Origin of the sequence: Pseudomonas sp. NPDC089422 (assembly GCF_044749405.1) — a bacterium.
In the GTDB taxonomy this organism is placed as follows: domain Bacteria; phylum Pseudomonadota; class Gammaproteobacteria; order Pseudomonadales; family Pseudomonadaceae; genus Aquipseudomonas.
In genome coordinates this window covers 244,640-269,820 of the sequence record NZ_JBIVHW010000009.1, presented here as the reverse complement: position 1 = coordinate 269,820, position 25,181 = coordinate 244,640, and the positions used below count along the sequence as shown (strand labels likewise).

At 62.7% G+C, this 25,181-nt stretch carries 23 protein-coding genes; 8 read left to right on the top strand and 15 right to left on the bottom strand.

Going from position 1 to position 25,181, the window contains the following annotated elements:
• Positions 1-207: 207 nt before the first annotated feature.
• From msrQ to mrcB, 9 genes are all read right to left on the bottom strand, one after another.
• Positions 208-819 (bottom strand): protein-methionine-sulfoxide reductase heme-binding subunit MsrQ, encoded by a 612-nt coding sequence (msrQ, locus tag ACIPZ8_RS18920; protein ID WP_400726162.1) that lies wholly within the window; start codon positions 817-819, stop codon positions 208-210.
• A complete protein-coding gene (gene msrP, locus ACIPZ8_RS18915) occupies positions 819-1,832 on the bottom strand; it encodes a protein-methionine-sulfoxide reductase catalytic subunit MsrP (RefSeq protein ID WP_400726159.1) in 1,014 nt (337 codons plus the stop codon). Before msrP ends, msrQ begins: the two co-directional genes overlap by 1 nt.
• Before the next feature lie 79 nt (positions 1,833-1,911).
• Positions 1,912-2,754: a CDP-diacylglycerol--serine O-phosphatidyltransferase gene (gene pssA, locus ACIPZ8_RS18910; RefSeq protein WP_027917652.1), complete on the bottom strand. Its 843-nt coding sequence runs from the start codon at positions 2,752-2,754 to the stop codon at positions 1,912-1,914.
• Between the two features lie 150 nt (positions 2,755-2,904).
• Positions 2,905-3,921 (bottom strand): ketol-acid reductoisomerase, encoded by a 1,017-nt coding sequence (gene ilvC, locus ACIPZ8_RS18905; RefSeq protein ID WP_027917653.1) that lies wholly within the window; start codon positions 3,919-3,921, stop codon positions 2,905-2,907.
• A 55-nt stretch (positions 3,922-3,976) separates the two neighbouring features.
• Positions 3,977-4,468 (bottom strand): acetolactate synthase small subunit, encoded by a 492-nt coding sequence (ilvN, locus tag ACIPZ8_RS18900; protein WP_003250040.1) that lies wholly within the window; start codon positions 4,466-4,468, stop codon positions 3,977-3,979.
• Position 4,469: 1 nt separating this feature from the next.
• A complete protein-coding gene (locus ACIPZ8_RS18895; RefSeq protein ID WP_400726155.1) occupies positions 4,470-6,194 on the bottom strand; it encodes an acetolactate synthase 3 large subunit in 1,725 nt (574 codons plus the stop codon).
• 406 nt (positions 6,195-6,600) lie between these two features.
• Positions 6,601-6,933 (bottom strand): YqcC family protein, encoded by a 333-nt coding sequence (locus ACIPZ8_RS18890; protein ID WP_400726152.1) that lies wholly within the window; start codon positions 6,931-6,933, stop codon positions 6,601-6,603.
• Entirely contained in the window at positions 6,933-7,736 is an 804-nt protein-coding gene (locus ACIPZ8_RS18885; RefSeq protein WP_400726149.1) for a tetratricopeptide repeat protein, read from the bottom strand. The genes ACIPZ8_RS18890 and ACIPZ8_RS18885 overlap by 1 nt, the downstream gene beginning before the upstream one ends.
• A 16-nt stretch (positions 7,737-7,752) precedes the next feature.
• On the bottom strand, positions 7,753-10,074 hold the full coding sequence (gene mrcB / locus ACIPZ8_RS18880) for a penicillin-binding protein 1B (protein WP_110639823.1): 2,322 nt from the start codon (positions 10,072-10,074) through the stop codon (positions 7,753-7,755).
• A gap of 117 nt (positions 10,075-10,191) precedes the next feature.
• On the opposite strand from mrcB, the gene ACIPZ8_RS18875 reads away from it, so the two are divergent.
• Positions 10,192-11,754: an AAA family ATPase gene (locus ACIPZ8_RS18875; protein ID WP_400726146.1), complete on the top strand. Its 1,563-nt coding sequence runs from the start codon at positions 10,192-10,194 to the stop codon at positions 11,752-11,754.
• 172 nt (positions 11,755-11,926) lie between these two features.
• A complete protein-coding gene (locus tag ACIPZ8_RS18870) occupies positions 11,927-12,202 on the top strand; it encodes a TfoX/Sxy family protein (RefSeq protein WP_400726143.1) in 276 nt (91 codons plus the stop codon).
• A 201-nt stretch (positions 12,203-12,403) separates the two neighbouring features.
• Here ACIPZ8_RS18870 and ACIPZ8_RS18865 read toward each other — a convergent pair whose 3' ends face one another.
• From ACIPZ8_RS18865 to ACIPZ8_RS18850, 4 genes are read right to left on the bottom strand one after another with little or no spacing between them, the layout of a single operon-like run.
• Positions 12,404-13,291, bottom strand: coding sequence for a ChaN family lipoprotein (locus ACIPZ8_RS18865; RefSeq protein ID WP_400726140.1), 888 nt, complete (start codon positions 13,289-13,291; stop codon positions 12,404-12,406).
• Between the two features lie 12 nt (positions 13,292-13,303).
• A complete protein-coding gene (locus ACIPZ8_RS18860) occupies positions 13,304-14,071 on the bottom strand; it encodes a heme ABC transporter ATP-binding protein (protein ID WP_400726137.1) in 768 nt (255 codons plus the stop codon).
• A complete protein-coding gene (locus ACIPZ8_RS18855; RefSeq protein ID WP_400726172.1) occupies positions 14,071-15,054 on the bottom strand; it encodes a FecCD family ABC transporter permease in 984 nt (327 codons plus the stop codon). Before ACIPZ8_RS18855 ends, ACIPZ8_RS18860 begins: the two co-directional genes overlap by 1 nt.
• A 50-nt stretch (positions 15,055-15,104) precedes the next feature.
• Complete coding sequence (locus ACIPZ8_RS18850) at positions 15,105-15,980, bottom strand: hemin ABC transporter substrate-binding protein (RefSeq protein WP_400726135.1); 876 nt, start codon at positions 15,978-15,980, stop codon at positions 15,105-15,107.
• A 148-nt stretch (positions 15,981-16,128) separates the two neighbouring features.
• On the opposite strand from ACIPZ8_RS18850, the gene ACIPZ8_RS18845 reads away from it, so the two are divergent.
• Entirely contained in the window at positions 16,129-16,446 is a 318-nt protein-coding gene (locus tag ACIPZ8_RS18845; protein WP_400726132.1) for a Rieske (2Fe-2S) protein, read from the top strand.
• Here ACIPZ8_RS18845 and sfsA read toward each other — a convergent pair.
• Both sfsA and ACIPZ8_RS18835 read right to left on the bottom strand, forming a co-directional pair.
• Complete coding sequence (sfsA, locus tag ACIPZ8_RS18840; protein WP_400726129.1) at positions 16,436-17,146, bottom strand: DNA/RNA nuclease SfsA; 711 nt, start codon at positions 17,144-17,146, stop codon at positions 16,436-16,438. The two genes, ACIPZ8_RS18845 and sfsA, sit on opposite strands and share 11 nt — an antisense overlap.
• A gap of 3 nt (positions 17,147-17,149) precedes the next feature.
• A complete protein-coding gene (locus ACIPZ8_RS18835; RefSeq protein ID WP_400726126.1) occupies positions 17,150-18,322 on the bottom strand; it encodes a pyridoxal phosphate-dependent aminotransferase in 1,173 nt (390 codons plus the stop codon).
• Between the two features lie 210 nt (positions 18,323-18,532).
• Here ACIPZ8_RS18835 and dksA point away from each other — a divergent pair, with 210 nt between their 5' ends.
• From dksA to ACIPZ8_RS18810, 5 genes are all read left to right on the top strand, one after another.
• Positions 18,533-18,979 carry an RNA polymerase-binding protein DksA gene (dksA, locus tag ACIPZ8_RS18830; RefSeq protein WP_103448934.1) on the top strand — a complete coding sequence of 149 codons (447 nt, stop codon included), beginning with the start codon at positions 18,533-18,535 and terminating at the stop codon, positions 18,977-18,979.
• Between the two features lie 63 nt (positions 18,980-19,042).
• A complete protein-coding gene (gluQRS, locus tag ACIPZ8_RS18825) occupies positions 19,043-19,930 on the top strand; it encodes a tRNA glutamyl-Q(34) synthetase GluQRS (protein WP_400726123.1) in 888 nt (295 codons plus the stop codon).
• A 146-nt stretch (positions 19,931-20,076) separates the two neighbouring features.
• Complete coding sequence (locus ACIPZ8_RS18820) at positions 20,077-20,253, top strand: hypothetical protein (protein ID WP_003250005.1); 177 nt, start codon at positions 20,077-20,079, stop codon at positions 20,251-20,253.
• Positions 20,237-23,212, top strand: coding sequence for a sensor histidine kinase (locus ACIPZ8_RS18815; RefSeq protein WP_400726120.1), 2,976 nt, complete (start codon positions 20,237-20,239; stop codon positions 23,210-23,212). The genes ACIPZ8_RS18820 and ACIPZ8_RS18815 overlap by 17 nt, the downstream gene beginning before the upstream one ends.
• Positions 23,213-23,216: 4 nt before the next feature.
• Entirely contained in the window at positions 23,217-24,674 is a 1,458-nt protein-coding gene (locus tag ACIPZ8_RS18810) for a sigma-54-dependent transcriptional regulator (protein WP_400726117.1), read from the top strand.
• Positions 24,675-25,181: the final 507 nt, after the last annotated feature.

The following is a 25,181-nucleotide window of genomic DNA, read 5'->3' as shown; positions in this document are numbered from 1 at the left end:
GCTAGCGGGAGGCGAATAATACAGCGTTTAAAACCGCTGTCAACCTTCATCTCAACCGCTATCGACCTTTCGATCGAAGCGCCTCCAACCTCACCTTAACTACCTAACTCATTGAATCTCAAGGAGTTTGTCGTTCCGATGTCGCTGGAAGTGGGGCGCATTATAAGGGGATTCGAAAGCGCGTCAACCCTTTCTTTCAAAAACATTTCAAACCGCCCTCCCCTGCCTCCGGGCAATCCTCGGAAGCACCCGCGAAACCACGGGAACACGCATCAACATGAGTACAGCACCAATGCATGCATAGATAGCCCATTCCCTCAGGTCCGAGCGAACGATCCACAGGAAGTGCAGCAACCCCAGGCCAAGCACCCCATACACCAGCTTGTGCAACTTCTTCCACCGCGCGCCCAGTCGCCGCTGACTATACCGATTCGAGGTAACCGCCAGCACCAGCAAGCCGAGAAAGCCGAGCGCACCGACAATAATGTAAGGCCGCTTGCGCAGCTCGACCGCCAACCGCCCCCAATCCAACCCAAGGATAAAGAACAGATAGGCCAGGATGTGCAGCACGATATAGGCAAACACCCACAGCCCCAGCTGTCGCCGCACCACGATCCAGCCCGACCACCCCGTGAGTTTCTGCAGTGGCGTCATGCTCAAGGTAACCAGCAGAAAGGTCAGCGCCCCAAGCCCAAGGCGATCCATCATGATCTTCCCGGGGTCTGGGCCAAGCAGGTTCATTGCTGCCTCATACAACCACCACACGGGGAACAGGCAGCCCACGACAAAGATGCCCAGACGCAACCAGGGATAGCGCATCAATAGTTCTTCCGCAGATCGAGCCCGGCATACAGCGACGCCACTTCATCGGCATAGCCATTGAACATCTGCGTCTGTCGCACGTTGGGACTGAACAGCCCACTAGGCAAACGCCGCTCGCGAGCCTGGGTCCAGCGCGGATGGTCAACCGTCGGATTCACATTGGCATAGAAGCCATACTCATCCGGTGCCAGCCCCTGCCAAGTAGTCCCCGGCTGCTCAGCCACCAGGCTGATGCGCACGATCGACTTGATGCTTTTGAAGCCGTACTTCCAGGGCACCACGAGACGTAACGGTGCACCATTCTGGTTGGGCAGCTCTCGGCCATACATGCCTACGGCCAGAATCGCCAGCGGATGCATCGCCTCATCCAGGCGCAAGCCTTCTCTATACGGCCAATCGATCAGGGCAAAGCCCGAGCGCTGCCCAGGCATGTGTTGCGGGTCTTTCAACGTCTCGAAACGTACATAACGTGCCTTCGAAGTCGGCTCGACCTGCTTGAGCACCTGCGCCAGGGGAAAACCCAGCCAGGGAATGACCATCGACCACGCCTCCACACAGCGCAGCCGGTAGATGCGCTCTTCAAGCTGATAAGGTTTGACGAAGTCTTCCAGCGCATAACGCCCCGGCTTGCCCACCTCGCCATCCACCACGACCGACCAGGGCGCTGTCTTCAGGCTGTCACCATTGGCAGCCGGGTCACCCTTGTCCGGGCCGAACTCGTAGAAGTTGTTGTAGTGGGTGGCATCCTTGAACGGCGTGATCGCCTCATCCTTGACCGTCACCGCCTGCCAGCGTGCGGCAGCGAGCTTGTCGGTGAACCAGCCTGGCGCGGCGCCGGGCGCCACATCGGCATAGCGCGACACATCAGCCGCACTCGCCCTACCCGGCAGCGCACCCAAGGCCAGGCCGGCCAGCGAGCCACCGAGCAGGGTACGACGGGAAAGGTAGATGCCTTCGGGGGTGATCTCCGCTGCCTTGCAGTCGGAAGACCTGGGAAGCTTGATGAGCATGGTCGGCTCCACAGCACTGGATAACGGATGTACCAGTAAGACTATGGAGCCGGAGGGTTATTCCAGCATTAAATAATTATCACGCCTTGCGCCGACGCCCGCGCAGCAGGAACTGGATCGGCCCCGATGCCGCATAGGCGAGGAAGATCAGCAGCAGGATGCGCGGTGGGTCGCTGAACACCACGGCAAACACCAGCACCACCGCGAGGATTGCCACGAACGGCACGCGCCCCTTGAGGTCCAGCTCCTTGAAGCTGTTGTACTTGATGTTACTGACCATCAGCATGCCGGCAGCGGCAACCAGCAGCGCCACCAGGAACGACAGCTTGGAGCCCTGGATGCCGTAATCGCTGAAGGCCCAGACGGTACCGGCAACCACGCCGGCGGCGGCCGGACTGGCCAGGCCGATGAAGTAGCGTTTGTCAGCAGTGCCGACCTGGGTATTGAACCGCGCGAGACGCAGCGCAGCACCGGCAACATAGATGAAGGCGACCATCCAGCCGACCTTGCCCATGTCACCCAGCGCCCAGCCGAAGGCCAGCAAGGCCGGGGCCACGCCGAAGGCAACCATGTCCGACAGCGAGTCGTACTCGGCACCGAAGGCACTCTGGGTATTGGTCATGCGCGCCACACGGCCATCGAGGCCGTCGAGCACCATGGCCACGAAGATCGCAATGGCGGCAAAAGCGAAATACTTGCTCGCCTCGCGTGGATCGCCAGCGCTCTGCGCGCTCATCGAGCTGATGATGGAATAGAAACCGGCAAACAGGTTGGCGGTGGTGAACAGGTTGGGCAGCAGATAGATGCCGCGATGGCGCACCTTGCGCCCTTCTGCGTCATGCCCTTCTTCAACGTGCTCATCGACAGGTAGCAGGCTTTCGGCGTCGGAGGGCTTGTTCGGCTCTTCGGGACGTTCGCTCATGGAGGGTACCTTGCAACAGGATGGAAAATGTTCGACACGGGCCCGCGAAACAGGTTCTGACGGCGAGCCACTGGTCTGCTTTATACCAGAAGCTGACTGCCAGAACGAAAAAACGCGGCCGAAGCCGCGTTTTTCATCTTTCGATAAGACTTAGTTCTTGGTCTTGTCGACGATTTTGTTAGCCGAGATCCAAGGCATCATCGAACGCAGCTGCTCGCCGATGATTTCGATGCCGTGAGCGGCGTTGTTGCGGCGCTTGGCGGTCATCGATGGGTAGTTGGTAGCACCTTCGGAGATGAACATCTTCGCGTACTCACCGTCCTGGATGCGCTTCAGAGCGTTGCGCATGGCCTTGCGGGATTCTTCGTTGATGACTTCCGGACCGGTGACGTACTCACCGTACTCGGCGTTGTTGGAGATCGAGTAGTTCATGTTGGCGATGCCGCCTTCGTACATGAGGTCAACGATCAGCTTCAGCTCGTGCAGGCACTCGAAGTAGGCCATTTCCGGCGCGTAGCCAGCTTCGACCAGGGTTTCGAAACCGGCTTTGACCAGCTCGACGGTACCGCCGCACAGAACAGCCTGCTCACCGAACAGGTCGGTTTCGGTCTCGTCCTTGAAGGTGGTTTCGATGATGCCGGTACGGCCGCCACCGACGCCAGCGGCGTAGGACAGGGCGACGTTCTTGGCGTTGCCCGAAGCGTCCTGGTAGATAGCGATCAGGTCAGGGATGCCGCCGCCTTTGACGAACTCGGAGCGAACGGTGTGGCCCGGGGCTTTCGGCGCGATCATGATCACGTCGAGGTCAGCACGCGGAACAACCTGGTTGTAGTGAATCGAGAAGCCGTGGGAGAAGGCCAGGGTAGCGCCCTTCTTGATGTTCGGCTCGATCTCGTTCTTGTACAGCTGGCCCTGGAACTCGTCCGGGGTCAGGATCATGACCAGGTCGGCAGCAGCAACGGCGGTAGCCACGTCGGCAACTTTCAGGCCGTGGGCTTCGGCCTTGGCAACGGTAGCCGAGCCTTTACGCAGACCGACGGTAACGTCTACACCGGAGTCTTTCAGGTTGCACGCCTGAGCGTGGCCCTGGGAACCGTAACCGATGATGGCGACTTTCTTACCTTGGATGATGGAAAGGTCGCAGTCTTTATCGTAGAAAACTTTCATGAAAATACCCCTGGTTATATCTCGGCCCCTGCGGAGCCATCGCTAATTTTTGAATTTAGATGCTGAGCACTTTGTCGCCACGGGCAATGCCGGTAACGCCGCTGCGCACGGTTTCGAGAATCGATGCGGTGCCGATCGCCTGGATGAAGCTGTCCAGTTTGTCGCTGGTGCCGCTCAGTTGCACGGTGTACACGCTGGCGGTCACGTCGACGATCTGGCCACGGAAGATATCCGTGGTGCGCTTGATCTCGGCGCGCTGGGCACCGGTGGCCTTGACCTTGACCAGCATCAGTTCACGCTCGATGTGAGCGCTTTCCGACAGGTCGACGAGTTTCACCACTTCGACCAGCTTGTTCAGGTTCTTGGTGATCTGTTCGATCACTTCGTCATGGCCAACGGTGGTCAGCGTCAGACGCGACAGGGTCGGGTCTTCGGTCGGCGCCACGGTCAGGCTTTCAATGTTGTAGTTGCGCTGGGAGAACAGGCCGACCACACGGGACAGAGCACCGGGTTCGTTTTCCAGCAGCAGGGAAATGATGTGCCGCATATCAGGTACGCTCCGTCTTGCTCAGCCACATGTCACGCATCGAGCCATCCTTGATCTGCATCGGATAGACGTGCTCGCTGCGGTCGACCGCGATGTCGATGAACACCAGGCGGTCCTTCATCGCAAACGCTTCTTCCAGCTTCGGCTTGAGGTCCTTCAGGCTGGTGATGCGGATACCCACATGGCCATAGGCCTCGGCCAGCTTGATGAAGTCAGGCAGCGACTCGACGTACGAGTGCGAGTGACGACCGTTGTAGGCCATGTCCTGCCATTGGCGGACCATGCCCAGCACACCGTTGTTCAGGTTGACGATCTTCACCGGCAGGCCGTACTGCATGCAGGTGGACAGCTCCTGGATGTTCATCTGGATGCTGCCTTCGCCGGTCACACAGGCCACGTCCTGGTCGGGGAAGTTGAGCTTGACGCCCATCGCCGCCGGGAAGCCGAAGCCCATGGTGCCCAGGCCACCGGAGTTGATCCAGCGGTTAGGCTTGTTGAAGCGGTAGTACTGCGCCGCGAACATCTGGTGCTGGCCAACGTCGGAAGTGACGAAGGCATCGCCATGGGTCACTTCGCACAGCGTCTCGATGACCTTCTGCGGCTTGATGACGTTGCCGTCGCCCTTGTCGTAAGGGAACAGTTCGCCATTGCCACGCCATTCGTCGATCTGCTTCCACCAGGCATCCAGCGCCACCTTGTCAGGCTGCTCGCCGATTTCCTTGAGAATGCCGAGCATTTCGCCGAGCACGCTGTCGACCGGGCCGACGATCGGCACGTCGGCCTTGATCATCTTGGAGATCGACGCAGGGTCGATGTCGACATGGATGATCTTGGCGTTCGGGCAGAACTTGGCCGGGCCGTTGACCACGCGGTCATCGAAACGCGCACCGACAGCGAAGATCACGTCGGCATTGTGCATGGCCATGTTGGCAGTGAAGCTGCCGTGCATGCCGAGCATGCCGAGGAACTGACGGTCGGTACCCGGGAAGCCACCCAGACCCATCAGGGTGTTGGTGACTGGCAGGTTCAGCGACTTGGCGATTTCGGTCAGTGCTTCGGAGCCACCGCCGAGGATCACGCCGCCACCGGCGTAGACGATCGGGCGCTTGGCGGCCAGAAGCATCTCGGCAGCCTTGCGGATCTGGCCGGAGTGACCGCGCACAGCCGGGCTGTACGAGCGCAGCTTGACCTTCTTCGGATAGACGTACTCGAACTTCTCGGCCGGATTGGTCATATCTTTTGGAATGTCGACCACGACCGGGCCTGGGCGACCGGATTGCGCCAGGTAGAAGGCTTTCTTGAGTACTTCAGGGATCTCGGTCGGGCTCTTGATCATGAAGCTGTGCTTCACGATCGGCCGCGAGATACCGATCATGTCGGTTTCCTGGAAGGCATCGGTACCGACCATGGTGCTAGGCACCTGGCCGGACAGAATGACCATCGGAATCGAATCCATGTAGGCGGTGGCAATGCCGGTAATGGCATTGGTCGCGCCCGGGCCGGAGGTTACCAGCACCACGCCGGCCTTGCCGGTGGCGCGGGCGTAGCCGTCCGCCATATGGGTTGCCGCCTGCTCATGACGAACCAGGATGTGTTCCACTTCCGGCTCTTTGAACAGCGCGTCGTAAACATGAAGGAGAGCACCACCAGGGTACCCGTAGATGTGCTTAACGCCTTCGTCACGCAAGAAGCGGACGACCATCTCAGCGCCAGATAAAAGCTCCACGTTGTTCACCTCTAAAACGCCAGAATACCGTCCCTAGTGGACGGGTCTTAATAGGTTTACTGCCAAGCAGAGCATGAGCGAACGTCAGCACTGACTGAGCAAGTATTGGGAGCTCCCCAGATGTTGCGGGGGTTTCCCACCCAGCGCGAGGTAACGCGTTGCGGGGTGTAACAGGCGGCGCGGGTGTGCGCCTCATGATCTGCTTAGCGGGTCTGCTTCTGGCAGTCCCTCTACAGCGGAATCTGGATTCTTGTGATTTGGCGCCTACAAGTCAAGAAAAATTATTGCCAATTTTTCCCCAAGATGAATTCCTGCCACCACTAAAAACCAAGTCAGCAGCAGAAAAAATAAGATTTCCATAAAAAAGGGCCACAATCTGCGGCCCTTGACGGAAAAACTGAAGAAATCAGGCGGAAGGAGCGATCAATTGATCGAATGCTGCCAACAGCCGGCGCAGCTCGCGACTTTCTTCCGGACGATCGGTGAACACGGTTTCCGCCATCACCAGGATGCTCGAGGCATTGGGCAGCGGGTGGCCGAGCTCGATGATGATCTTCATGCGCGGCAGGAAGATCCACTGCAACCACTGTTCGAAACTGAGCGTGTCGACCGCGAACGGCACGGTACTGGCCAGTGCTTCGTCGCTGGGCGGCTCGTCATCCCACCAGCCCTGCACCTGCAGCTCACGCTCGATGAGCAGCAGGTGGTCGGCGATATCGAGAACGCGTTGCTCGACCATCACGAATTGACCCGCGCTTTCTGCCGCGCCAGGGCGGCACCGGCGCTGTCACCCTGCTTCTCGCGGGCCTGGGCGATGGTGTTCCACAGCTCGGCCTGCAGGTCGGGGCGACCGTTGGCGTAGGTCAGCGCACGGCGGGCCAGTTGCTCGGCCTGAGGCGCGTCGCCTTGCGACAGGCGCACCTGGGCCAGGCGGAACAGCACCTGCGGCTCGCGCGGGGCAATGCGCTGGGCTCGCTCCAGGCTCGAGGCGGCACCGTTGTAGTCACCGCTACCCTGCTGCGACTGGGCGGTGGTCAGCAGCGCCAGCACCGGGCCGTCGAGCTGTTCATCGGCCGAGAGGCCACCGGAAGCCGCGTTGCTGCGCGGAATGCCGGTCGGTGCACTGGACGCTGCCGGCGCGCTGCTCATCGAAGCGATATCGAACGGTTCGTCGGCGATCGGATTGGGGTTGGTAGTCATCGGTGCCGAAGTGACCGGGCCCGAAGTAACAGGGCCAGGCGTGATCGGGCCGGTACTGATCGGCGCCGCGCCGTTGCCCGCCGGGAAGGTCTGGATGCCAGCGGCACCGGCGCCTTGCGGAATCATCACGGTCACGCCCGAGTCCTCGGGCAGCGACTGTGCCTGCGCGGTGCCGTTGCTCATGCCCGCAGCCGAACGGTGGGCCTGGACACGCTCACTATTGGACACCCGGGTGCTCGAGTCCACCACCGGAATGTTGCCACGCTGCACGCTGGAGCAACCTTGGAGCACTACCAGCGCCGTCACGGCAGGAAACAGCCACTTATTCAATTCACACCTCATCAATGCTGCTAAGGGCTCAGTTCATCCAGCCCTTGACCCAGTCCATGACCGACTCTACGGGATTCTGCTCACCGCCGCAGGTCGCACCGGCGGGCGGTTCACTGCCGCGAATATACGGCATCTGCACGGCTCCCGGACAGCTTCTGTCGGAGCCATGGCCACTGTACGGGTCGATCCACGCCTGCACCACGTTATCCGGCTGCGGCATGTCCAACGGCAGCGGGTCGGCCTTCTTCATGAAGCTGGTCCAGACCTGCAAGGCGCCGGTGGCACCGGTAAATGGCGTTTTGCCGTTATCGTCACGGCCCATCCACACCACCGCCAGCAGGTCCTGGCTGAAGCCAGAGAACCAGCTGTCGCGCGAATCGTTACTGGTGCCGGTCTTGCCCGCCAGAGTCAGCGAGCTTGGCAGCACGTTGTAGACCGAGCGGCCGGTACCCTCACGCATCACCCGCTGCATGGCGTTCTGCACCAGGTAGATGGAACCCGGATCGAAGGTCTGCTGGATCTGGAACGGGTAGCGCTTGAGCGGCTCGCCTTCGGCAGTGAGCACGCTGCGGATGCCGCGCATCGGCGTGTTGAAGCCACCGTTGGCAATGGTCTGGTACATGGTCGCAACTTGCATCGGCGACATGCCGCCAGCGCCCAGCAGCATCGCCGGGAAGGCCGGCCAGTCGACGTTGACGCCGAGGCGGCCAATGGTCTTGATCACGTTCGGCACACCCACTTCCAGGCCGAGTTTCGCGGTCGACAGGTTCAGCGAGTTGGCCAGGCCCTGGTACAGGTAGATCGTACCGTGCGAGCGCCGGTCATAGTTTTGCGGGCGCCATACCTGGCCGTCGGCGCCCTTGACCGAGAACGGCTCGTCCTGCACCCAGGTGGTCAGGGTGTACTTGCTTGGCTGTTCCAGTGCGGTCAGGTAGACCGCTGGCTTGACCAGCGAGCCGATCGGTCGCACGGCGTCGATGGCACGGTTGAAACCGGCGAAGCCGGACTGGCGGCTGCCGATCAGTGCCTGCACTTCGCCGGTTTCCGGGTTGGTCACGACCATCGCCGACTCCACCTCGTCGGCACCTTTGCGTCCGGCCAGGCGCTTGAAGGTTTCGGCCATGGAGGTTTCGGCCTTCATCTGCAGGATCGGGTCGAAGCTGGTGAAGATGCGCAAGCCTTCTTCGGTCAAGTCTTCGTCGCGGTAGTCCTGGCGCAGCTGACGCTTGACCAGGTCAAGGAAGGCCGGGAACGAGCTGTCCGCGAGGCTGCCGCGCTTGGTCACGCCCAGTGGCATCTTCTTCGCCGCATCGACTTCCGCCTGGCTGGCCACGCCCTGCTCGGCCACCAGGTCGAGGACCAGGTTACGCCGCGCCAGCGCGCGGTCAGGGTAGCGCCGCGGGTTGTAATAGGACGGCCCCTTGACCATGCCTACCAGCAAGGCGATCTGGTGCAGTTTCAGCTCCGACAGCGGCTGGCTGAAGAAGAACTGGCTGGCCAGGCCGAAACCATGCACGGCGCGCTGGCCATCCTGGCCGACGAACACTTCGTTGAGGTAGGCCTCGAGGATTTCGCGCTTGTCGTAGTGCATCTCCAGCAGTACGGCCATCATCGCTTCGGTCAACTTCCGGCTGAGGCTACGCTCGCTGGTCAGATAGAAGTTCTTTACCAGCTGCTGGGTCAGGGTACTGCCGCCCTGGCGCATCGAACCGGCCGAGGTGTTGACCCACATGGCCCGGGCAATGGACTTCGGTGACACACCGAAGTGGCTGTAGAAGTCGCGGTCCTCGGTGGCAACCAGCGTCTCGAGCAGGTACGGCGGTACCTGGTCGATCTTGATCAGGATGCGGTCTTCGAGGTTCTTCGGGTAGATACCGCCGATCATCAGCGGTTCGAGGCGTACCACATCGAGTTTCTTGCCATTGGCGCCGGCAAGGTCTGCCACATAGTCGCCAGAGAAGCGCACGCGCACGAACTGCGCAGGCTCCATGCCCTCGTAGAACTGGAAGCCACGGGTGTTGAGGTCGACAGTATTGCCGTTGACCGCCGCTGCGCCCGGGCCGTTGGCAGCGCTTTCACGCCGGTAACCGAGGGCATCGAGTTCGGTGAGAAAGTCGCTCTTGCTCAGCTTCTGGCCGCTGAACAGCTCCAGCGGCCGGGCATACACCTTGGCCGGGATGGTCCAGCGCTTGCCGGAGAACTTCTCCTGAACGACAGCATCGAGGTAAACCGCGAAGCCAGCGACGATCACCAGGCCGACCAGGCTGAGCTTCAAGGCCCAGCCCAGCCAGGCGCGCGAGCGGCCGGTCGGGCGTTTCTGAGGGGTACGAGGATTTCGGGTTCGAGTCATGGCGGCGGATTATACGCACTTTATAAAGGGTAGGCAGGCGCCCTCTGGCGGTAGGCAGGGACGGCACCATTGACCATAATGGCGCTTTCGAATTCCCTGCCCCCGGAAGGATTTCTAGTGAGCCAAGCCTTGATCAACGCGTTGCAGAACCCAGCCCTGTACCCTCACTCCGTGGACGGGTTCCAGCTCATCGAGACGCACATCTCCTGGGTGCTGCTTACCGGCGAGTACGCCTACAAGATCAAGAAGCCGATGAACTTCGGTTTCCTCGACTTCACCCGCCTGGACCAACGCCAGCATTTCTGTAACGAAGAATTGCGCCTGAACCAGCGCCTGACCGAGGGTCTGTACCTCGAAGTCCTGCCGATTACCGGCAGTGCCGAAGCGCCACAGATCGGTGGTGAAGGCGAAGCGATCGAATACGCACTGAAGATGCGCCAGTTCCCCCAGGGCCAGATGCTCAGCACCCTGCAGGCCAATGGCGAGTTGCATACCGGTCACATCGACCAGATGGCCCGGCAGATCGCCGAATTCCACCTGCAGGCACCGAAAGTGTCGCCGGAGCATCCGCTGGGTACCCCGGAAAGCGTAATGGCACCGGTCGAGCAGAACTTCGAGCAGATCCGCCCGTTCCTCAGCGAGAACGCCGACCTGCAGCAACTGGACAACCTCCAGGCCTGGGCCCGCAGCAGCTTCGAGCGCCTGCATGGCCTGCTGCAGGCGCGCAAGGCCAATGGTTTCATCCGTGAATGCCACGGTGACATTCACCTGGGCAACGCCACCCTGATCGACGGCAAGGTGGTGATCTTCGACTGCATCGAGTTCAACGAGCCGTTCCGCCTGACCGACGTCTACGCCGACGTCGGCTTCCTGGCCATGGACCTGGAAGACCGTGGCCTCAAGTGCCTGGCCCGTCGCTTCATCAGCCAGTACCTGGAGCTGACCGGCGACTACGCCGGCCTGGAACTGCTGAACTTCTACAAGGCCTACCGCGCGCTGGTACGGGCCAAGGTCGCCCTGTTCAGCCTGTCGGCCGATGCCGACGCCGTGCAGCGCGCCACCACCCTGCGCACCTACCGCAACTACGCCAACCTGGCGGAAAGCTACAGCGCCATCCCTTCCCGCCTGCTGGCGATCACCCATGGTGTTTCAGCGGTGGGCAAGAGCCACGTGGCCATGCGCCTGGTCGAGGCGCTGGGCGCGGTTCGCGTGCGTTCGGATGTGGAGCGCAAGCGCCTGTTCGGTGAACAGCAGACGCAAAACGCCGGCCAACTGGCTGCCGGCATCTATGATCAGGACGCCAGCGTGGCAACCTACCAGCGCCTGCACGAGCTGGCGGCGACGATCTTGCGTGCCGGTTTCCCGGTGGTGCTCGATGCCACTTACCTCAAGGCTGACCAGCGCCAGGCCGCCGCAGCCGTGGCCAACGACACTGGCGTGCCGTTCCTGATCCTCGACTGCCATGCCCCGGAAGCGGTGATCGCCAGCTGGCTGGAGCAGCGCCAGGCCGAGAACAGCGACCCGTCGGATGCCACACTGGAGGTGGTCAACGCCCAGCAGGCCAGCCGTGAGCCACTGGATGCCCAGGAGCGGGTGCACAGCACCCGCATCGATACCCAGGAAGCCAGCGGCATGGACCAGGTGATCGACCAGATTCGCCAGCGTCTGCCAGGCCTGTAAGTTTGCTTTACGCCTGTTCCGGCCCGTTGCCGGAACAGGCCCCTCCCCCGGCCAGAACAGCTCGTCGTCCCCGATGGCAAAAGGCCGCGCAATTCCCAACCCCCGCTACACTCCTCTCAGACCTGCTCGCGATTTATCCCCTAGACCCGTTCAGCCATCGCAAGGAGGCTCGATGAACGATGAATTGCAGCACCTGAAGAATCTTGGCAAGACCTCTGCGCAGTGGTTGCATGCGGCCGGTATCCACAGTGCATCGGACTTGCGCCGGCTGGGCGCGGTGGGTGCCTACCAGGCCGTGAAAACACGAGGGTTCCGGGCGTCGAAGGTGCTGTTGTACGCCATTGAAGGTGCATTGCTGGACATGCACTGGAACGATTTGCCAGCCGAACGCAAGGAAGCGCTCAATCAACAACTCGATGCGAAATGCCCTGCCCCCAAAAAAATCTGAAATAAGCGCACGAAGGGGATTGACGAGATAATGAGAATCGTTATGATTATCACGACTGGTCGCGAGACTGGTTGGATAAGCTAAGAGCCCCTGGTTCGGACTCTCAGATTATCTCCTCATCAGGCTAATCACGGTTATTGACCCGGCATTTTGCCGGGTCTTTTTTTGCCCGCAGTTTTACCCCGCCCAGGCGTGTAACCGCTATTGGCGCAATTGGGCGCAGTAGTCCTGATCTGGCATCGCCGCCGTGTACCAGACATAGTCGGCCATCCCGGGCTCAACCTGCTCGCCCACCTCGGCCAGCAGCACAACCTTGCTCTCGCCTGTCGCGCCCAGATCGGCAAGGTGCAAAGGCACCCCCAGGTCCTTGCGCGCATGGTACGCACCTGCAAACAGCAATGCTGGCTGCGGCGCCGCCAGCAGCCGTTCGGCAATCCGCCGATCGCGCTGCTGTTGCACGGCCAGCATCGCTGGCAGCTGGCTTTCCGGCAGCAGGCCACAATGCCCCTGCTTCACCTGTTCGAGCAATGCCGCCCTCACCGCTGGCGCATTTGACCGTGTTCCCGACAGCGCCGGCGGGTGCCGATAGGCCTGGCGCATTTCACCGGGTGACAGGTTGGCCGCCAATAACGGCACATGATGTTGCAAGGCCTCTCGTACGATAGGACCGTAAAGCTGCCAGTCCCAACCGTCTTCCCAGGCCAGGGCCTTGGGCAGGTCCTGCGGCAATTGCGCCTGGCCCGCGAGCGCATCGACGCGGGCCTGCTGCTCGGGTTGCAGCATTTCCAGCAGCAGGCTGCCCTGGGCCCGGCGTTGCTGCAGCGCACGCATCAACCACAGCTGCAAGGCGTGATGATCCGGGTTGTCATGCTTCTCACCGACCAACACCCGCGGTGCATCGGCCAGGCCCTCGATCAGTTGTTCAGGGCTGATCACCTGTCCGCTGGCCAGATCGCGGATCTGTCCCAGCTCGGCGTTATCCCGCCCTTCGCTGCTCTGCCAGCCAGGCAACGGCGGCAGGCGGGCCTGGCAGCCACCCAGCGCCAGCGCCAGGCACAGTAATGAACCGCACAGCAAAGGATGACCCATGAACAGTGCCTCCTAGCGGGTAATGATCAGCGGGTGCCCCCGTTCCGGGTGCGCCTGCACCAGCACTTCAATACCGAATACGGCCTTGAGTGACACAGGCGTCAATACCTCCTGCGGCGTGGCCAGGGCATGGCAACGCCCGCCTTGCAGCAACAGGATACGATCGCAGTAGCGCGCCGCAAGGTTGAGGTCATGCAGGATCACCAGCACTGCGGCACCGCGGTCGGCGAAACTGCGCACAGCCTCCAGCGTCGTATGCTGATGCAACGGGTCGAGCATTGAGGTCGGCTCGTCGAGCAACAACGTGGCGCCTTGCTCCCCCGGCCACAACTGGGCCAGCACCCGCGCCAGATGCACACGTTGGCGTTCGCCGCCTGACAGGGCCAGATAGCTGCGCTCCAGCAGATGCCAGGCATCCGCCGCACGCAACGCCGCCTCGACGATCTCCCGGTCACGCTGCTGGCCACTGCCGTGGGGCAGTCGCCCCATGCCGACCACTTCCTCGACACGAAAGGCGAAGCCCAGGCTGGATACCTGTGGCAGCACAGCCAGGCGCTGTGCCCGCGCCTGCCCCGGCCAATCGGCCAGGGCCTTGCCCTGCAGGCTTACATGCCCGTGGCTTGGCGCGAGCTCACCGCACAATGCACCCAGCAGGCTGCTCTTGCCCGCGCCATTGGGCCCGAGCACGCCAAGCACCTGGCCGGGCAGCAACTGCAGATTGATGTCATGCAGCACTTCACTGCTGCCACGGCGCAAATGCAGACCTTTGACTTCAAGCATCAGGTGCGCCCCCTGATCAGCAGAAACAGGAAGAACGGCGCACCGATGAATGCGGTCACGATGCCGATGGGCAGCTCTGCCGGCGCCAGCGCCAGACGTGCCCCCAGGTCGGCGAACAGCAGCAAGGCTCCGCCCGCCAGCAACGAGGCCGGCAGCAACACCCTGTGGTCAGGCCCGGCCAGCAACCGCACCAGATGCGGCACCACCAGGCCAACGAAGCCGATCAACCCCGCGGCGGCCACCGCAGCGCCAACACCCAAGGCCGTGCAGAACACCAGTTCGCGCTTGAGCCGTTCCACCTCGATGCCCAGGTGCCGCGCCTCCGATTCACCGAGCAGCAAAGCATTCAGCGCCTGGGCCCGGCGCGGCAGCCAAAGTGCAACGCCTGCTGCCACCAGCAACAATGGCCAAAGCCGCTCGTAACTGGCGCCATTGAGGCTGCCCAGGTTCCAGAACATCAGCGTGCGCAGCGTGGCGTCATCGGCCAGGTAGGTAAACAGCCCCACCGCCGAGCCGCCCAGTGCCGTCAGTGCGATCCCCGCCAGCAGCATGGTGGCGACGTTGGTCTGGCCATCGCGCCGTCCCAAGCGGTACACCAGCGCCGTCACCCCCAGCCCGCCGATGAACGCGCAGCCCGACAACAGGTACGGGCCAAACCATTCTGGAATGCCACCCAGCCAGCTGCCACCGACAATCGCCACCGCCGCCCCCAACGCCGCGCCGCTGGCGACGCCGACCAGGCCCGGATCGGCCAGCGGATTGCGGAACAGCCCCTGCATCGCCACGCCGGACAACGCCAGCACAGCCCCCACAGCCAACCCCAGCAAGGTACGTGGCAGGCGGATCTGGCCCAGGATCATTTCAGCCTGCTCCAGGCCATCAGGGGCAATCGGCAGCCCGAGCGAACGCAGGCCGACGCGCAAGGTATCCCACAACGGCAGGCTGACCGGCCCAAGGGCCAGCGACAGCCACACCGCCAGCAGGCACAGCAGTGTCAGGCAAGCAAACAGTGTTCGCGGCTGGATCCGTTGTTTCATTTTGCGGCGCTTGCCGGGTAGAACGCAGCCGCCAGTGCCTGCAGGGCGGTTGGCAGGCGCGGGCCTAGGCCACCCACCAGCAATGTCGGGTCGAGCGACACCAGGCGCTTGTTGCGCACTGCACGGGAAGCGGCCAGCGCCGGGTTTTCCTTGAACAACGCCTGCAAGGCCTGCTCGCCGCTCAGTGCACGATCAGAGAACACCACGACATCCGGGTCGAGCGCCGCCAGCGCCTCACTGGAGAAGTTCTTGTAACCTTGGTGTTCGGCCAGGTTGCGAGCCCCCGCCTGGCGCAGCACCCAGTCACCGGCGGTGCCCTGCCCGGCAATCAACGGCTTGGCGCCAGCATGCCCAACCAGCAGCAACACACCCGGCGCCTTGTGATGCTGCTGAGCCTGCTTGACCTTCAACTGCAGCGCTTCGAGCTGCTGGTGATAGCCCGCCGCCAGCTGCGCGGCTTTCTCCTCGGCGCCCAGCAAGGCCCCCAGGTGCTTGAGGTTCTCGTCCACGGCAGCCAGCTCGGCCTGGCTGGAGAACAACTCGACCCGCACGCCCGCCTTGCGCACCTGCGCCAGCACGGGCGGCGGCCCCATTTCTTCAGTGCCCACCAGCACATCCGGGCGCAGGCTGAGAATGCCTTCGGCCGACAACTGGCGCTGATAACCGACACTCGGCAAGGCCTTCAGTGATTCGGGGTGCTGGCTGGTGGTATCGACGCCCACCAGATGTCGCTCGCCGCCCAGTTCACTGATCCACTCGCTCAGCGCCCCGCCAGCGCTGACCCAGCGCTGCGGCAATTCGGCAGCCAAGGCCTGGGTGGAGGCAACGAAAACTGCGCACAGGGCGAGCAAGGCAGCGGGACGGCGCATCATCGGATTCCTTCTGAAGGCGGGCCGCACGCCTTGTGGCGGGCGGCGGAACTGCGCACCATAGGCGGCCGGCGCAGCAAATGCGGGCAATTTGATAATTATTCGCATTGACGCGTCAAGCCATCACTTTGTTTCACGAGCCTTCCCTGCAATGCATTTTCTCTGTCCTTCCGCGGCCTTGGCCGAGGGCCACAGCCGCGCCTTCAGCGTAGACGGCGTCGACCTGTTCGGTGTGCGCCGACAGGGCCAGGTCTACCTGTACCGCAACCGCTGCCCACACCGCGGCATCCCTCTGAACTGGGCGCAAGACGCCTTTCTCGACGACAGCGCCAGCCTGATCCACTGCGCCCATCATGGCGCGCTGTTTCTGATAGACAGTGGTGAATGCGTGGCCGGCCCCTGCGAAGGCGAAATGCTGCAGGCCCTGGACTGCCATGAGGACAGCCAGGGCATCTGGTTCAAGGGGTAAGCAATACCGGCAGTGGGCGATCAATGACGATTTGCCCGTCATCCAGGTGCACGCCGTAGGCCAGCACCTCGACCCCGTCCGCCACCGCTGAACGCAGGGCGTTGGCATAGGCGAGGTCGATCTCCTCGGCAGGGCGTACCGCCTCGATGCCGGTGAGGTTCACGCAATACAGCTGCACCGCACGAATGCCTTGGCGGGCCAAGGCCGCCAATTCGCGCAGGTGCTTGGCGCCACGCTGGGTCACCGCATCCGGGAACGCTGCCACGGCAGTCTCCGGATAACCCAGGGTCACGCTCTTGACCTCGACATAGGCCGGCCCGTCGGCAAACTCCAGGCGAAAATCCACCCGGCTGCGCTCTTCGCCGTAAGCCACTTCACGCTTCAGCGCGGTAAAACCGGCCAGTTCGTGGATCACCCCGCTGCGCAGTGCTTCTTCAACCAGTGCATTGGCGCGCCCGGTATTGATGCAGGCCAGGCGGCCCTGGGGTGTTTCGCTGATTTCCCAGGTACCTGGCAGCTTGCGCTTGGGGTCGTTGGAGCGACTGAACCACACCTGCCCACCCTCACGCATGCAGTTGAGCATGGAGCCGGTGTTCGGGCAGTGGATGGTCAGTTGCTCGCCATTGGCCAGTTCGATGTCGGCCAGGAAGCGCTTGTAGCGGCGCAACAGGCGCCCTTGCTCAAGTTGTGGAAAGAACACCCTTTACCCCTGCCAGCTCTTCAGGCCGCGGGCGATGCGTTCGACCGCCTGTTGCAGGCGCGGCAGGCTCTGGGTGTAGGCAAACCGCACATGGTGGCCGGCCAGGTGGCGGCCGAAGTCCAGGCCCGGGGTGAAGGCCAGGTGCTCGGTTTCGAGGAAATGCTGGCAGAAGGCAAAGGCATCGCCACCGAACGCGCTGATGTCCGCATACAGGTAGAACGCCCCCTGCGGCTCGACGGCGATGCGGAAGCCCAGTTCACGCAGGGCCGGCAGCAGATAGTCGCGGCGACGGGCGAATTCGGCACGGCGCTCTTCGAAAATCGCCAGCGTTTGCGGCTGGAAACAGGCCAACGCCGCATGCTGGGCCATGCTCGGCGCACTGATGTAGAGGTTCTGCGCCAATTTCTCCAGGTCGGCCACAGCATTCGGTGGCGCCACCAGCCAGCCGAGCCGCCAGCCGGTCATGCCGAAATACTTGGAAAAACTATTCAGGACGAACGCCGAGTCGTCCACTTCCAGCACGCTCGGCGCGTCCATGCCGTAGGTCAGGCCGTGGTAGATCTCGTCCACCACCAGGTGGCCATGGCGCTCACGGGTGGCCTTGGACAGGCTGGCCAGCTCGTCGCGGCCCAGCACGGTGCCCGTCGGGTTGGCTGGCGAGGCGACCAGGGCGCCGACGCTGTCCTTGTCCCAGTAGCGCTCGACCAGGTCGGCGGTCAGTTGGTAGTTGACCTCCGGCCCCACCGGCACCAGCTGCGCGCCACCCTCGACCAGGCGCAGGAAGTGGCGGTTGCACGGATAACCCGGGTCGGCCAGCAGCCAGTGCTTGCCGGGGTCGACCAACAGGCTGCTGGCCAGCAGCAGCGCCCCGGAGCCGCCCGGTGTGACGAGAATCCGTTCAGGGTCGATCTGCAGGCCGTACCGCTGGTCATAGAAGCCGGCGATAGCCTCACGCAGCGCTGGCAGCCCGCGGGCGGCGGTGTAGCGGGTATGCCCGGCGGCCAGTGCGGCCTGGCCGGCAGCGACGATCGGTGCGGCGGTGGTGAAGTCAGGCTCGCCGATTTCCAGGTGGATCACGTCATGGCCGGCCGCTTGCAGCTCGTTGGCCCGCGCCAGCAACGCCATGACGTGGAAGGGTTCGATGGCGCGGCTGCGCGCACTGTAGGTGTGGGCCATGACCTTCTCTCAATTGGGTCTAAACTGTTGATTCTACCTTTGCATGGCAGCGAACGTGAGGCTTGTACCGCTGTCAACTGCTAGGGTCGGGCGGGGTAGCGCACCCCCGATCTATCTGGTAAGTTCGGCGGCTCGCAGTCGCAGGGCCGGCGGGTGCCGGAGATGGAGCAGCCTGCGCATTGGATCAGATGAGTGAGAGGCGGTCTATTCATGTCCACCGTAGAAAAGCAAAAAACCGGTCAGACCATGTACGGTGTCGAGCCCTATAAAGAGACCAAGGGCGAAGAGTACATGGGCGAGCCCATGCGCAAGCACTTCACCAAACTCCTCAATGCCTGGAAAGGCGAGCTGATGGTCAGTGTGGACCGTACCGTGGACCACATGAAGGACGAAGCAGCCAACTTCCCCGACCCGGCCGACCGTGCCAGCCAGGAAGAAGAATTTGCACTGGAGCTGCGCAACCGCGACCGCGAGCGCAAGCTGATCAAGAAGATCGACAAGACCTTGCAGAAAATCCAGGATCAGGATTACGGCTGGTGCGATTCCTGCGGTATCGAGATCGGTCTGCGCCGTCTGGAAGCCCGCCCGACCGCCGACCTGTGCTTCGACTGCAAGGAAATCTCGGAGAAAAAGGAAAAGACCGTCGGCAAAGGCTGACACTTCTTCCATCCGAACGGGGCGCATCTTGCGCCCCGTTTCATTTATATGCCCGGCAATGCCATGAAAGACTCCCGCTACATCGGACGCTTCGCCCCCACCCCGAGCGGTTTCCTGCACTTCGGCTCGCTGGTCGCCGCCCTCGCCTCCTGGCTCGACGCCCGCGCCGTAGACGGCCGCTGGCTGTTGCGCATGGAAGACACCGACCCGCCCCGGGAGATGCCAGGGGCCCGCGACGCGATCCTGCAGACCCTTGAGCGTTATGGCCTGGAATGGGATGGCGAGGTGGTTTTTCAGAGCCAGCGCCACGAAGCCTATGCCGCCGTGGTCGACCGCCTGTTCAGCATGGGCCTGGCCTACGCCTGTACTTGCTCGCGCAAACAGCTGGAGGGGCACAACGGCATCTACCCAGGCTTTTGCCGTAATGCGGGTCATGCCCGTGAGGGCGCGGCGATCCGGTTGCGCGTGCCAGAACTGATCTACCGATTTAACGACCGGGTGCAGGGCGAGTTCCAGCAGCACCTGGGCCGTGAGGTGGGCGATTTCGTCATCCAGCGCCGTGACGGGCTGTATGCCTATCAACTGGCGGTGGTGCTGGACGACGCCTGGCAGGGCGTTACCGACATCGTGCGTGGCGCCGACCTGCTCGACAACACACCGCGCCAACTCTACCTGCAGGAGTTGCTGGGCTTTTCGCAGCCGCGTTACCTGCATATTCCACTGATCGTGCAGCCGGACGGGCACAAGCTGGGCAAGTCGTACAGCTCGCCGCCGTTGCAGGCGGAACATGCGACGCCGCTGTTGTTGCGGGCGTTGCGGGCCTTGGGCCAGGAGGCAGACCCAGAATTGCTACTGGCGACGCCGGCTGAAGTGCTGGCAATTGCCTGCAAGCAGTGGCGGCCGGAGGCGATTGCGCAGCGGGCCACAGTGCCAGAGGCTGATTTGTTGTGAAGCCAACAGAGGCAAATTACCTCTCAAATTCAAAAGCCCAATAAATTCAACCCCTTGGCGAACCCTATGGATTCCCGCTAGCATCCCCCCAGCCATTTGCGCCAATAATAAGTCCAAGCCCGCAGCGCCCAACCATCGAGGCCAGCATGTACATCTATCGTTTGGTCCTGCTTCTGGTCGTGGGGATCTACCTGTTCTCCCCGGCCATCATGGACTGGTGGATCGAACCGACCGGTGCCTGGTACCGCCCCTACCTGCTCTGGCTGATCCTGATCGTCGTCACCTTCATCCTGCAGAGCCAACGAGATGCCGATGAGCTTTAGCCTGACCCAGATGATCCTGATCAGCACCGCGTACCTCATGGTGCTGTTCGGCGTGGCCTGGATCAGCGAGCGTGGGCTGATCCCGCGCTCCATCATTCGCCACCCACTGACCTACACCCTGTCGCTGGGCGTCTACGCCAGTGCCTGGGCCTTCTATGGCTCGGTGGGCCTGGCCTACCAGTATGGCTACGGTTTCCTCGCCTGTTACCTCGGGGTGTCCGGTGCGTTCCTGCTGGCACCGGTGCTGCTGTATCCGATCCTCAAGATCACCCGCACCTACCAGCTGTCGTCGCTGGCCGACCTGCTGGCGTTCCGCTTTCGCAGCACTTGGGCCGGCGCGCTGACCACCATCATCATGCTGATCGGCGTGCTGCCGTTGCTGGCCCTGCAGATCCAGGCAGTGGCCGACTCGATCAGCATCCTCACCGGCGAGCCGGTCAAGGCCCGGGTGGCCTTTGCCTTCTGTACGCTGATCATCCTGTTCACCATCTTCTTCGGCTCGCGGCACATCGCCACCCGTGAAAAACACGAAGGCCTGGTGTTCGCCATCGCCTTCGAATCGGTGATCAAGCTGCTGGCCCTGGGCGGCATCGGCCTGTATGCGCTCTATGGCGTGTTCGGTGGCCCGCATGAGCTGGAAGTATGGCTGCTGCAAAATCAGACCGCCCTGGCGGCGCTGCATACGCCGCTGCAGGAAGGCCCTTGGCGCACCCTGTTGCTGGTGTTCTTCGCCTCGGCCATCGTCATGCCGCACATGTACCACATGGCCTTCACCGAAAACCTCAACCCGCGCGCGCTGGTCAGCGCCAGCTGGGGCCTGCCGCTGTTCCTGCTGCTGATGAGCCTGGCCGTGCCACTGGTACTGTGGGCCGGCCTGCGCCTGGGCGCCAGCACCAACCCCGAGTACTTCACCCTGGGCCTGGGGATCGCCGCCAACAACCAGGCACTGACACTGCTCGCCTACGTTGGCGGTCTTGCATCCGCCAGTGGGCTGATCATCGTCACTACGCTTGCCTTGTCGGGCATGGCCCTCAACCACCTGGTGCTGCCGCTGTACCAGCCACCGGCCGAAGGCAATATCTACCGCTGGCTGAAATGGACCCGCCGGGCACTGATCGTCGCCATCATCACTGCCGGTTTCGTCTTCTACCTGACCCAGAACAACCACCAGAGCCTGGCCAACCTGGGTATCGTGGCCTTCGTCGCCACCCTGCAGTTCCTGCCAGGCGTGCTGTCGGTGCTGTACTGGCCCACCGCCAACCGCCGCGGCTTCATCGCCGGGCTGCTGGCCGGCACCCTGGTATGGCTGGTGACCATGCTGCTGCCGTTGCTGGGCAACCTGCAGGGCTTCTATATCCCGCTGCTGGACATGATCTATGTGCTCGACGACACCAGCTGGCACATGGCGGCCATTGCCTCGCTGGCGGCCAACGTCCTGCTGTTCACGCTGATTTCGCTGTTCACCAATGCCAGCAGCGAAGAAGTCAGCGCCGCCGAAGCCTGCGCCGTGGACAACGTGCGCCGGCCGCAGCGACGCGAGCTGCATGCCGCCTCGCCGCAGGAGTTCGCCACCCAGCTGGCCAAACCGTTGGGCGCCAAGGCTGCGCAGAAGGAAGTCGAACAGGCCCTGCGCGACCTCTACCTGCCGTTCGACGAACGCCGCCCCTATGCCTTGCGCCGCCTGCGTGACCGTATCGAAGCCAACCTCTCCGGGCTGATGGGGCCGAGCGTGGCCCAGGACATGGTCGAGACCTTCCTGCCGTACAAGTCCGGTAACGAGAACTACGTCACCGAGGACATCCACTTCATCGAAAGCCGCCTGGAAGACTACCACTCGCGCCTCACCGGCCTTGCCGCCGAACTCGACGCCCTGCGCCGCTACCACCGCCAGACCCTGCAGGAACTGCCCATGGGCGTCTGCTCGCTGGCCAAGGACCAGGAAATCCTGATGTGGAACAAGGCCATGGAAGAGCTGACCGGCATCGCCGCCAAGCACGTGGTCGGCTCGCGCCTGGTGACCATCAGCGAACCCTGGCGCGGCCTGCTGCAGGGCTTCATCAACGTGCCCGACGAACACCTGCACAAGCAGCGCCTGGCGCTGGACGGCCAGCCGCGCTGGCTGAACCTGCACAAGGCGGCCATCGACGAGCCCCTGGCGCCGGGTAACAGTGGCCTGGTGCTGCTGGTGGAGGACCTTACCGAAACCCAGGCACTGGAAGACAAGCTGGTGCATTCCGAGCGTCTGGCCAGCATCGGCCGCCTGGCTGCCGGCGTGGCCCACGAAATCGGCAACCCGATCACCGGCATTGCCTGCCTGGCGCAGAACCTGCGCGAGGAGCGCGAAGGCGACGGTGAAATCATCGAGCTGTCCAGCCAGATCCTCGAACAGACCAAGCGCGTGTCGCGCATCGTCCAGTCGCTGATGAGCTTCGCCCACGCCGGCGGTAGTCATCAGAACAGCGAAGAACCGGTGTGCCTGGCCGAGGTGGCGCAAGACGCCATCGGCCTGCTGGCATTGAACCGGCGCAACTTCGAAGTACAGTTCTTCAACCTCTGCGACCCGGACCATTGGGCCGAGGGGGACCCGCAGCGCCTCGCCCAGGTGCTGATCAACCTGCTCTCCAACGCCCGCGATGCCTCGCCGCCCGGCAGCGCCGTGCGTGTGCGCAGCGAAGTCAGCGAGCACACCGTCGACCTGATCGTCGAGGACGAAGGCAGCGGGATCCCGAAGAACATCATGGACCGCCTGTTCGAGCCATTCTTCACCACCAAGGACCCGGGCGAAGGAACCGGACTGGGGCTCGCTCTGGTCTATTCCATCGTGGAAGAGCATTATGGGCAAATCACCATCGACAGCCCGGCCGACATCGAACGGCAACGTGGCACCCGGATCCGCGTGACCCTGCCCCGGCATGTCGTAGCGACGTCCCCTGAAATTCGAGACCGTCGAGAGAATTGAATCAATGCCGCACATTCTGATCGTCGAAGACGAAACCATCATCCGCTCGGCCCTGCGTCGGCTGCTCGAACGGAACCAGTACCAGGTCAGCGAAGCCGGCTCGGTGCAGGAAGCCCAGGAACGCTTCAGCATTGCCACCTTCGACCTGATCGTCAGCGACCTGCGCCTGCCGGGCGCCCCGGGCACCGAGCTGATCAAGCTTGGCCAGGGCACCCCGGTGCTGATCATGACCAGCTACGCCAGCCTGCGCTCGGCGGTGGACTCGATGAAGATGGGCGCGGTGGACTACATCGCCAAGCCCTTCGACCACGATGAGATGCTCCAGGCCGTGGCGCGCATCCTGCGCGACCGCCAGAACGCCCCGGCAGCCACGCCGGCCTCAGCCCCGGCCGCCGAGCCACGGGCCAATGGCAAGGCCGCGCCAGCCGACAAGGGTGCCGCCGCCGCCAATGGCGAGATCGGCATCATCGGTTCGTGCCCGCCAATGCAGGACATGTACAGCAAGATCCGCAAGGTTGCGCCCACCGATTCCAACGTGCTGATCCAAGGCGAGTCGGGGACGGGTAAAGAGCTGGTCGCCCGTGCCCTGCACAACCTGTCGCGGCGCGCCAAGGCGCCGATGATTTCGGTGAACTGCGCGGCGATTCCGGAAACCCTGATCGAATCGGAACTGTTCGGCCACGAAAAAGGGGCATTCACCGGCGCCAGCGCCGGCCGTGCCGGCCTGGTGGAGGCCGCCGATGGTGGCACCCTGTTCCTCGACGAAATCGGCGAACTGCCGCTCGAAGCTCAGGCGCGCCTGCTGCGCGTGCTGCAGGAAGGCGAGATTCGCCGGGTCGGTTCGGTACAGTCGCAGAAAGTCGACGTGCGCCTGATCGCCGCGACCCACCGCGACCTGAAGAACCTGGCCAAGGCCGGGCAGTTCCGCGAAGACCTTTATTACCGCCTGCACGTGATCGCCCTGAAGTTGCCGGCCCTGCGCGAACGCGGCAGTGACGTCAACGAGATCGCCAACGCCTTCCTCGCCCGCCAGAGCGCGCGCATCGGCCGTGACGACCTGCATTTCTCTGCCGAGGCCGAGCAAGCCATTCGTCATTACAGCTGGCCGGGTAACGTGCGCGAACTGGAAAACGCCGTGGAGCGCGCGGTGATCCTCAGCGAGAGCGCGGAAATTTCCGCCGACATGCTGGGCATCGACATCGAGCTGAGCGACCTCGAGGAGGATGACATCCTCGACAATGCCCTGGTCGCGGCCAGCGCCAGCGCCAACAGTGCCAGCCATGAGCCGACCGAGGATCTGTCGCTGGAGGACTACTTCCAGCACTTCGTGCTCGAGCACCAGGACCACATGACCGAGACCGAGCTCGCACGCAAGCTCGGTGTCAGCCGCAAGTGCCTGTGGGAACGGCGCCAGCGCCTGGGTATCCCGCGGCGCAAGAGTAACGCGACCAGCGACAACTGATTCAGATCTCCCTTGTGGCCTTACCGGCCTCTTCGCGGGCTTGCCCGCGAATGGGCCGGCAAATCCGACACCCACACCCTAGGTAACACACCAGTTCCCGCAAAAATCTGTTACCCGACCTTGCCGGCGTAACAGTCCCCGAGGTGTACGGTAACGAAAAATCTGAATTTTCGGCCTGCCGAAATCCGCCAAACCACCTCAACCCCTTGATTTTACTGGGTTTCGAAAAGTTGGCACGGCACCTGCTATATGTCTGGTACAAGAACAATAACAAGCACAGCAACTCAGAATAAGAACAAGACGAAACGGCTCACGCACAATAAAAACAAGACGGCGGAGGCGCAGCTAACTGATTCTTTTGGAGAGGATGCGTGTTTGGGGCTTGCCCCACGACCAGGCAGAGAACAACAAAAACTGCACTTAAAAGCAGCGCCTGAACTGGTTGGATCGAAGGATCAACGTGACATCAGCGGCCAAAGCAATCCGTTTGCTCTTTACCCCTGGATT